Annotated in this window: 9 protein-coding genes and 4 pseudogenes; 5 read left to right on the top strand and 8 right to left on the bottom strand. The window is 58.4% G+C overall.

Going from position 1 to position 8921, the window contains the following annotated elements:
* From NKH19_RS32580 to NKH19_RS32560, 5 genes and pseudogenes are all read right to left on the bottom strand, one after another.
* Window positions 1-596: CoA transferase (locus tag NKH19_RS32580; RefSeq protein ID WP_352983807.1), on the bottom strand; the 596-nt coding region annotated here is incomplete at its 3' end.
* The gene (locus tag NKH19_RS32575; protein WP_352983804.1) at window positions 597-1673 is read right to left on the bottom strand and encodes a thiolase family protein; all 1077 of its coding nucleotides are present in this window, start codon (window positions 1671-1673) and stop codon (window positions 597-599) included.
* 97 nt (window positions 1674-1770) lie between these two features.
* Complete coding sequence (locus tag NKH19_RS32570) at window positions 1771-2022, bottom strand: Zn-ribbon domain-containing OB-fold protein (protein ID WP_352983809.1); 252 nt, start codon at window positions 2020-2022, stop codon at window positions 1771-1773.
* 18 nt (window positions 2023-2040) lie between these two features.
* Window positions 2041-2172, bottom strand: a pseudogene (locus NKH19_RS32565) (zinc ribbon domain-containing protein); the annotation flags it as partial.
* 72 nt (window positions 2173-2244) lie between these two features.
* Window positions 2245-2568, bottom strand: coding sequence for a hypothetical protein (locus tag NKH19_RS32560; protein WP_352983802.1), 324 nt, complete (start codon window positions 2566-2568; stop codon window positions 2245-2247).
* A gap of 506 nt (window positions 2569-3074) precedes the next feature.
* Between NKH19_RS32560 and NKH19_RS32555 the strand changes: the two genes are divergently transcribed.
* The 5 genes and pseudogenes from NKH19_RS32555 to NKH19_RS32535 all read left to right on the top strand — a co-directional run bounded on the left by NKH19_RS32555 (window position 3075) and on the right by NKH19_RS32535 (window position 5352).
* Window positions 3075-3212: a hypothetical protein gene (locus NKH19_RS32555; protein ID WP_352983800.1), complete on the top strand. Its 138-nt coding sequence runs from the start codon at window positions 3075-3077 to the stop codon at window positions 3210-3212.
* Window positions 3213-3229: 17 nt separating this feature from the next.
* Window positions 3230-3382, top strand: a pseudogene (locus NKH19_RS32550) (aspartate aminotransferase family protein); the annotation flags it as partial.
* Window positions 3381-3763, top strand: a pseudogene (locus tag NKH19_RS32545) (beta-keto acid cleavage family enzyme); the annotation flags it as partial. The pseudogenes NKH19_RS32550 and NKH19_RS32545, both read left to right, overlap by 2 nt.
* A 45-nt stretch (window positions 3764-3808) precedes the next feature.
* On the top strand, window positions 3809-4324 hold the full coding sequence (locus NKH19_RS32540; protein WP_352983798.1) for a GNAT family N-acetyltransferase: 516 nt from the start codon (window positions 3809-3811) through the stop codon (window positions 4322-4324).
* Window positions 4321-5352 (top strand): annotated as a pseudogene (locus NKH19_RS32535) (histone deacetylase family protein). Before NKH19_RS32540 ends, NKH19_RS32535 begins: the two are co-directional and overlap by 4 nt.
* Before the next feature lie 69 nt (window positions 5353-5421).
* Here NKH19_RS32535 and NKH19_RS32530 read toward each other — a convergent pair.
* From NKH19_RS32530 to NKH19_RS32520, 3 genes are all read right to left on the bottom strand, one after another.
* Entirely contained in the window at window positions 5422-7008 is a 1587-nt protein-coding gene (locus NKH19_RS32530) for a GMC family oxidoreductase (protein WP_352983795.1), read from the bottom strand.
* Between the two features lie 55 nt (window positions 7009-7063).
* Window positions 7064-7279, bottom strand: coding sequence for an AMP-binding protein (locus tag NKH19_RS32525; RefSeq protein ID WP_352983792.1), 216 nt, complete (start codon window positions 7277-7279; stop codon window positions 7064-7066).
* Between the two features lie 298 nt (window positions 7280-7577).
* A complete protein-coding gene (locus NKH19_RS32520; protein WP_352983790.1) occupies window positions 7578-8285 on the bottom strand; it encodes a formyltransferase family protein in 708 nt (235 codons plus the stop codon).
* Window positions 8286-8921: the final 636 nt, after the last annotated feature.

Here is an 8921-nt window from a genome sequence, read left to right as displayed (position 1 = left end):
CCGAGGGCCAGATGGATCAGGTCGCTACCCTTGAAATCGGCCCACGGGCCATCGTCACCAAACGCACTGACGCGCACATAAATCAAACGGCCGTTTATCCTGGCTAAATCCAGATACCCCAGTCCGCGGGTATTCATCCAGTCACGTGGACGTGTGTCGATGACCACATCGGCAGCTTTTGCGAGCTGCAGGAAAGATGCTTGTCCTTCAGGTGTATCAAGGTCGAGCTCCACCGACCTTTTTCCTAGATTGTACTGCCAGAAATAGAGACTGCGTTCCGGGCCTGGAATGTCTTCATAGAACGGGCCGTATGTCCGCGTAATATCTCCCCCCGGCGGTTCGATTTTTACGACGTCCGCACCAAGGCCGGCGAGCACCCGCCCGCAATATTCGCCAAGTTCATCAGCGACTTCGATTACCCGGATGCCGTCTAAGAACGATCCTGCAGACACAATATCATTTCCCTTTGATTGGCGGTTTCCGATTATGTCGTTTCGCCCGGCTTGAAGCCTTCGGCCTCTCTGCGTGCGGCTCTCGCAGAAGGCGTTGAAAGGCCATGGAAAGCCAGAGGGCGCCGGGCAGGTCAGTTTCAGCATCTAGTGCGCTTCACTCGAGAAGACTAAACTGACCGACTCCATCGGCGTTCCGACGCAGGCCAGCGCGATATTTGCGCCCGCAACCTGCCGCTCGCCCGAGCGGCCCATAACCTGCATCGCGCTGTCCATCAGATGAGGCACACCCTGAATACGACCACATCCCTGGTTGCCTCCTGAGGTGTTCAGCGGAACGTCCGGATCGGCGATCCAGGCCAATCCCTCGCCCTCAGGACAAAATCCCATGGCGTCAGCGAAATAAGCGACCATGGGCGTGTAGCCGTCATACAGGTTAGCGACATCAACATCCTTTACGGTGATACCCGCATTCGCATAAAGATGCTTTCCCATACGTCGGGCCACGTCGATCTCCTCTTCTACTCTCGGAGAGAAAAACACCGGCGAGAAAAACTCCGGGCAAACGGTGCTGCCGAGAACATAGGCCGGTCGCTGAACCAGCGACTTTGCGCGATCTACTGAGGTAATGACAAACGCTCCGGCCCCCTGGACGGGAAGGTCGCAGTCGAGCATTCCCAGCGGCTCACTGATGGGACGTGCGTTCATGTAATCGTCCAGCGTCAGGTGCTCAGGACTGTGCTGGCGCCAGTAACTGTTCGGATTTTTCAGGCCGTGTTCACGGTTACGAACTACGAACTTGCCTAACTGCTCCTTCGTGCCACCGTATTTGTGCACATACCGTCTCAGTTGTTGCGCCGGCCTAACCGGGCCAGTCAGACCGTAAGGAAACGACCATTGCTCGCCGCCACGGACGACGGATGGGTTGATGCGACCATATCTGCCGGTAGGGTTATGCAAGGCGCGGAAAACAAGTGCGAATCTGCATGCGCCCGCAGCGACGGCATTTACCGCCTGGACAAAAGATTGGGCCACCAGATAACCGGCTAGATCCGACCAGCTTGGGTTCAGCTTCAAGGCATTGATCATAAACCAGGGGCTCACGATCTCCAGTCCGTCCACCGCGCCGGCTCCTGCTACGGGATGTTCAGGCGAAGTCGTAACACCATCGATGTCCTTAACCTCGAGGCCCGCATCGGTGATCGCAGCGAGAGCCGCGTCCACGGCTAGTTTCCCAAGTGGCTCGTCTGCCCGGCGATAGATCTTTGAATGCCCCACGCCGACAACGGCAACCTTAGCCCGCACCATTACTATTCGTTCCTTACGCTTCCGCTGATTCGAATTGCGGAATGAAAATGCCGTCGGCGATCTCGTCAAAGACGACTCTTACGGGCATGTCGTGTCGCATCTCCTCCGCCACCGTTCCGGGCATGTTCGATAGAAGGAATACGCCAGGTGCATCGTTGAGCTCGATCGATGCCACTATGTAAGGGACCTTGTCTTCAAAGGCGGCGATACGCGCGTCTCTGACTATCGCCCAACTATAGACCTTCCCTCTTCCGCTTACTTCCACAAAGCTCAATCTGTCCGAACGGCAACGCGGGCATAGGCCAACCGGAGGGTGGTGAAATTCCCTGCAATTATCGCATCTTTGAATTGCCAGACGCCTGCTGTTTGCGGCCTTCCAAAACGGAGCACTCAGGCGATCACTTTGATCGGGCATCGGAATTGGAGTCGAATTTCGCTCCGTCTTTGTTGCCTTTGCGTTGGTAGTGTCATTAGGCATTCCATATCCTCACCAAATGCACCCGCGACATCGTAGCCAAAAGCCTCCTTCCTGCCTGTTGCACGAAGTGCTCCTTTGACGTGTTCTGATGGTCGGTGGTCGATGTGTCGATCCACCCGCTGCCCGGCTGCATCCCGGTCGGTGCGGCCCGCACGCCAAGTATGTTTCAAGGACATCATTTGGCAGCAGCAGACAGGTGATGACGATGTCGCAATAAGGGGCTGCATCGCGGTGCGTCATGCCACCGGGCCCCTTTTTGACTAGGTCTTTTGCGCCCGGAGGCTCGATGTAGGCCTCGAATGGATAGCCGGCCTCCAGGCTCCTGGCGCTCATCGGTCGCCCCATACTACCGGTGCCAATGAAACCGATTCGATCGGGCATATGGCGATAAGTGAGGCGCACGGCGCTTCCTCCAGTTTCCCCAGCAGGCACGCTACTTTACATTGAAAGCGAGGCATACCGCTGACCAAAACTATGCTCATCTCCGTCCGCTCCGTCAACTATATATATATTAATATTTTGCTAATTGCTGTTGAATTCGTTTGGATATTTATATGTTGCTTCAATGCGAATTTGCATACCGCGTAAAATTTTTTGATATTATTATGAATGTTGCGACGACAATTTATTAGAATTTCGCAAAATGACGAGCCGTGTCCGTGTATCCTGCTCCGAGTGGCCTCGATCAAGAGCGGTCGTCGTCATCTGAGCCAAGGAGGTGTGCGAGTTCGACGCGAAGGTGCGGAGCGCTGCGACAGGTTATCACCCGAATTGGAGCGCCTGCTGCGCAATGGACTTCCGATCTTCTCTAGGCTCAGGTCGCGGTGACTCGAAGATTGATGAGCAGCGAGAATACGCGCTTCAACTTCGTCACTGACCAGAACGAGGTCGTTGGTTCCGATGCCTATCTCGGCAAGGCGATCCGTAAGTGCATCGGCATCAAGAGAACCATCACCACTGCCTATGGCAGCACATGATCTTGGGAAATCCTGACATGCCGAAACTGGAACTGCAGCCCTGGTCCACTGAAGCCCGACCGCCGTCGCATCTGTTCTATCTCTCCAGCCTGCGCCGGCCGCTCGTCGACCGCGCCGAAGGCATCTATTTCTGGACCAAGGACGGCCGCCGCTTCATCGACGGCTCTGCGCGATCGCGGCTTGGTGTCGGGGCCGCTGTTCCTGCAATTCGTGTTCGGCATCCTCGGCGGCATCCGCGCCGATCCGGACAATTTCATCCATATGAAGCGCATCGCCGACAAACTGTTCGGCGACAGCTACCGGTTCTCGGTTTTGGCCGCCGGCCGCCACCAGATGCCTTTGATCTCGATCGCCGCCACCAAGGGCGCAATGTGCGCGTCGGGCTGAGGACAGCCTTTATGACGGGCGGCAACTGGCGAAATCCAATGCCGATCAGGTCCGCCGCATCCGTGGCATTCTCGACGGCCTGTCGCCGGAGGCCGCAAAGCCCGCCGAAGCGCGCGAAATTCGCGCTGAAGGGCGGCGATAGGTGGCGTTTTGAGACATCCTGAGATGTTTACGTCCCGTCCCACTCCCCTGTTGGCGCCGTACCGTCGATGAGCGATGCCGCGCCCGCTCAGCCGGTCACGCTCCGTCCCGGCCGCGTCGACGACGTCGATACCATCCACGCCGCCCTGCTCAAGCTCGGCGAGCACATCGATGCCCGTCAGGAGATTAAGTCGACGCCGGATGACCTCCGCCGCTACGGCTTCGGCAAAAACCCCGCATTCTCGACCCTGATCGCCGAAGTCGACGGCGAGTTCGCGGGCCTTTGCCTGCATTTCCCGATCTTCTCGACCTGGATGGGCCGCCCGGGCGTCTATGTTCAGGACCTTTATGTCGAGGACCTTTTTCGCGGCCGGCGGATCGGCGAGAAGCTGCTGCGGCGCGTAGCCAGGGAGTGCCGCGCCGCCGGCGGGGTCTATCTGAGGCTTTCCGTCGGTACCAACAACGAGAGGGCCAAGGCCTTCTATGAAAAGCTTGGCATCGGCTGGTCGAGCTACGAGCAGGTGCGAAAGATCGTCGGCGAGCCCTTCTTCGCCTTTGCCGATGTAACAGAGGAGCAACGATGAAAGCCTTCTACGCTAATGAACAAAGACGCCACCATCCCGAAGTCTACCTCTCCAACGGTACAGCCCGGCCCCACCCTGAAAACCCGGCACGGGTCGAAAGATTGCTAGCCGGCGCAAGATCGGCCGGCTTGACTATAGAGGCCGAAAGACCATGGCGTTGGCCCGATTGCCGCCGTGCACACACCCGAATATCACGACTTCCTCCAGCACATCTTCGCGCGCTGGCAGCGCATCGAAGGCGCCTCGGCGGAAGTCATCCCAAACATTCATCCGATCGCCCGCAGCGGCTCCTACCCGGTCGGCCAGGCCGGCTACCACATGGCCGACACCGCCTGCCCCATCTCGGTCGAGACCTGGAACAGCGCGCTCTGGAGCTCCTGGAGCGCAGTCGAAGCTGCCGAAGCCGTGATGGCCGGCGCGCCTTCGGCCTACGCGCTCTGCCGCCCGCCGGGCCACCACACCTTCGCCGATGTCGCTGGCGGCTTCTGCTTTATCAACAATTCGGCGATGGACGCGCAGGTGCTGCGCAAGACCGCCGCGCGTGTCGCTATCCTCGATGTCGATCTGCATCACGGCAACGGCACGCAAGGCATCTTCTACGCGAGACCGGACGTGCTGACCGTCTCGCTGCATGCCGATCCGGTGCGCTTCTATCCCTTCTTCTGGGGCCATGCCGACGAGCGCGGAGAAGGCGCAGCCTCGGCTACAACCTCAACCTGCCGCTGCCGCGAAAGTCCGGCGACGCGGCGTTTCTCGAAGCGCTGCGCGCCGCCTTCCAGCGCATTCGTGCCTTCGCGCGGGAAGCCTGGTGGTGGCGCTCGGGCTCGACGCCTTCGAAGGGGATCCGTTCGGCGGACTGTCGGTGACGACGCCCGGCTTCTCGCGCATCGGCGAGGCGATTGCCGGGCTCGGCCTGCCGACGGTCATCGTTCAGGAAGGCGGCTATCTCTGCGATGCGCTCGGCGCACAATCTCACCGCATTCCTCACCGGCTTCGGTGGCAAGCAGCCCTGCGCTCGGCATTGTTGAGGTTCCTCGTCGTTTGCACGGAAACAAGGGGCGCGCAAAACGAGTGTTCATATCGGCGAGTGTACTTGCTCAAGGGGGGATCAGTGCCGCCGCGCGCTCACCGATCATGATACAAGTCGCGTTAGTATTGCCTGCGATGTGCGTTGGAAATATCGATGCATCAGCGACCCATAGCCCCTCCGTCCCCCGTACGCGGAGGTCAGGAGTCACGACGGCGCGGTCATCGATGCCCATTCGGCATGTCCCGACGGGGTGGTAGCCTGGTATGGTTGCGCTGCGCACAAATTGTTCGTCTGCCTCAGGTCCCTCCCCCCGGGAAGGAATGTCGAGAAGTTGAAGTACGTGACTACCGAAGGGTGGCGTCGACGCCACCCGTCGAACCCAATCTACGGCTAGCAAAACCCGTTTAAGGTCGTCCGGATGGGCGAGTAAACGTGGATAAATAGCTATAGGATCTCGGGGATTATTCGATCGCAGCAACAAATGACCCTTGCTTTTTGCATGGTTTACGTTCGCGTAGATACTGACGAGATTCCGTGCTGGGACGTGCCGCCTCCCATTCTTCATAGAGAAGCCGAAGGGCAAAAGGTGGAATTGCAGATCGGGCACTTCTTCATCGGGAGTGGACTTCAGGAACGCTATAACCTGCGCCAGCGACTCAGTCAGGACGCCCTTCCTTGCAAAAGCCCATTCTGCGAACGCCCGAACCCGGCCGACGCCGGACGCGTAGGCGTTTCCTGTCTTGATATCCACCTCAGCCAGCACATAGAGGCATGGGTGCTCTAAAAGGTTCTGGCCCACTTCCGGGCTTGCCACTACGGTTTTTATGCCATGCTTCAACAGCTCGGTCGGATTGCCAATGCCGGACAGCATCAGGATCTTTGGCGAATTGAGAGTACCGGCGGATAGTACGACGCCGTGTCGCGCACTTGCGCGCATAACCTGATCACCGCGCGTGAAAACGACGCCCTTCGCGCGGTTGGTCTCCATTATGACATTGTTCACCAAGGCATTATCCATGAATACCAAGTTCGGGTCTTTCTGCAGAGGTCCGATATACGCGTCGAATGCCGAATGGCGCACGCCGTTCTTCGTGGAGCCCTGATTCCAAGCAACCCCTTCATGCGAGGGTCCATTGAGATCAGGATTATATGGAACGCCCAAATTCACAAGACTGTCTATGAATTTCTCTGAAACCGGGATGCGCCAACGCAGGGTGGAGACCTGCAATGGCCCCATGCCCCCGCGATATGCATCATTGTCCACATATTTGTCCGCGGTCTCCATCTTACGAAAGTAAGGGAGCACGGAATTCCAGCCCCATCCATTGTTGCCGAGCTGCTCCCAACCGTCATAGTCGGTCTGTGCGCCGCGAATGAAGACCATACCGTTGATGGCCGACGAGCCGCCCGGCACTCGGCCGCGCGGCCATGATTCCCTGAGTCCGTTGCGCGTTGGATCCGGCTCCGTAGTATAGTTCCAGTCATACCGCTTGTTCCCAACGGTAAACATTGAGGACGCCGGAATACGCGTGATGTGGAGTCTCTCGCGCTTGCCGGCGTCGAGTAGCAAAACTCTGGCGCCCCTCCCTAAAAGTCGTGCGGTGACTGGTGATCCGGCACTGCCGGACCCGACGACGATATAGTCGAATTCCATTATCTCATCCTCTCGGTCACTCGTATGCGGACGCGGATGACGTCCAAAAAGTCATTCAGCAAGGGCAGCACACCACCACCATGGTCGGGGTGCGCTCCAGGCAGATCGCCACCGGCTCCTCCGGCTTCGCCCCGAGGCCGATCACATGATGCGCCAGGCGGTTGGCGCGCCGATCGAGCTCGCCATAGCTCTGGCGCTCGTCATCGCAGACCACTGCCGCCGTCTCCGGCGCCTTTTGCACCTGCGCCTCGAACAGCTCGTGGATGCACATCTGCGAAGGATGTCCGCCGCCGTCCGGAGGCGACTACCTTCATCCAGATTGGAGTGCCTAGCGAGGGCTCGCGCGTCCAGCACTTGCCCATTAGGGGCGTCAAAGGAAACATCGACATCCTCTGTACCCGTCGCTAAACGCCAATGGCTGGAGTGGACTTCAAGCAAGGAAACTGCCGGAACGCCCGAGCGTCGAGCCAACACCTCCAGGCGTCTGACTGTGACAGCCTCATCGCCTACGAGAGCCTTGGGCAGGGCACATTGGATTGGGATGACATGGCCCAAAGCCCGGGCCCGCGTCATCGCTGACAACTCTTGCGCGGATTGATCCCATCCCGGACACCCTGCCGCATCTGGGCGTCGACATCTCGGGAATAGCTTCTATCCACCAGCGCCTGCGGATAGGCCGTAAGCTTCCCGTTCTCGCAGCCAGTTAAGAGCTCGCGGAAGCCCTCGATCGCGGCTGCATAGCATTTAAGGTTCAGGGTCAGTGCGGTACCGGTGGGCTCAATCAGCACCTGTCGCTGAACCACGACGCCATCAGCATTAACACCATCATCGATCCGATGCCACGTGATGGCATATTCGGTCTCTTGCGCCAGCAGCGCCCACGACGTCGCGTGCGTTCCCGCATATCGTGGCAATGGACCGTCGGGGTAATTGAAAGCAGCTCGACGCACCCGCCCAAACACGTCCGGCGGCAATATCAACGGATTGGCAATGGAGAAAATCCAATCCACCGGCTCAGCCTTCAAAAAAGAGGAGAGCTCTTTAACACTTTCCATGCACGGGATGTTGGCACGAACCGCCCACTCTGCGAATATGGTGTCGCCACACAGGGCCGCACTAATTATTTGACCTGTCTCCATTGCCAGCTCAGCGCACCTGACTGCGCCCGTACCACTGCCAACAAAGACGCTGGAGGAAATAGATCGCGCTGCAGGATGCCTTTCCAGATCGCCTGGTTCGCAGGCACTTCCGCGCGCCGCAGAAGACCAATCTGCCATCTTCACCCTCCCGCAGTCCACCCACCAAGCTGGGCAGTTCCGGCCCTAGGCGCCGCGCCCCGTAACCGCTCACACTGGTTCGGATCGGCTCGGGGGGCCACGATCGCTAGTGTAATCTGGCGTGCATTGACGGTAACGAACCCCTTGTGCGGAGCCAAATCTCCCCAATCCCCGCTAAGCTTCCAGGTCACCACCAAATATCGTCGTCGGCAGTATCGCATCCACTTCTCCTCGGTCTAGGCGCCTTGTTAAAAACCTGCGCACGTATCATGCCAAAGGTAAAATCGTTCTCGATCAACATGATAGCAATAATATTGCTATGTCACTTATCCGACATCGTCGCAGCGGGTATTCAGGGTCATGACCATGATACGGGATTAGATTTGACTTCGGGACGAGTGAACACGGTGACGTGCGACGACCTTGACACCTGATACAAAGGGCCGTCATGTGATGGAGATCATCTGTGTGAACTCAGGCCTTAAAATTGCGCTATTGAGACCGGGCGATATGCGCGTGGCACATGAGAGCAGCTCGTGAATATTGGCGACATGTCCCCCCGTTACGCGTGATGCTCGCCATAGAGGCGACGGCGCGTCTGGAGAGCCTTTCGAAGGCGGCAATTGAGTTGAACGT

It is taken from the genome of Mesorhizobium sp. M1338, assembly GCF_040318045.1.
Taxonomy (GTDB): domain Bacteria; phylum Pseudomonadota; class Alphaproteobacteria; order Rhizobiales; family Rhizobiaceae; genus Mesorhizobium.
This window is presented reverse-complemented; position numbering and strand designations above follow the sequence as displayed.

What these genes read in the sequence shown, in the direction of transcription:
- NKH19_RS32555 (WP_352983800.1), top strand. Translation starts at nt 3,075, where the DNA reads ATGAGCAGCGAGAATACGCGCTTCAACTTCGTCACTGACCAGAACGAG.
- NKH19_RS32530 (WP_352983795.1), bottom strand. Translation starts at nt 7,008, where the DNA reads ATGGAATTCGACTATATCGTCGTCGGGTCCGGCAGTGCCGGATCACCA.
- NKH19_RS32520 (WP_352983790.1), bottom strand. Translation starts at nt 8,285, where the DNA reads ATGGCAGATTGGTCTTCTGCGGCGCGCGGAAGTGCCTGCGAACCAGGC.
- NKH19_RS32540 (WP_352983798.1), top strand. Translation starts at nt 3,809, where the DNA reads ATGAGCGATGCCGCGCCCGCTCAGCCGGTCACGCTCCGTCCCGGCCGC.
- NKH19_RS32525 (WP_352983792.1), bottom strand. Translation starts at nt 7,279, where the DNA reads ATGTGCATCCACGAGCTGTTCGAGGCGCAGGTGCAAAAGGCGCCGGAG.
- NKH19_RS32560 (WP_352983802.1), bottom strand. Translation starts at nt 2,568, where the DNA reads ATGAGCGCCAGGAGCCTGGAGGCCGGCTATCCATTCGAGGCCTACATC.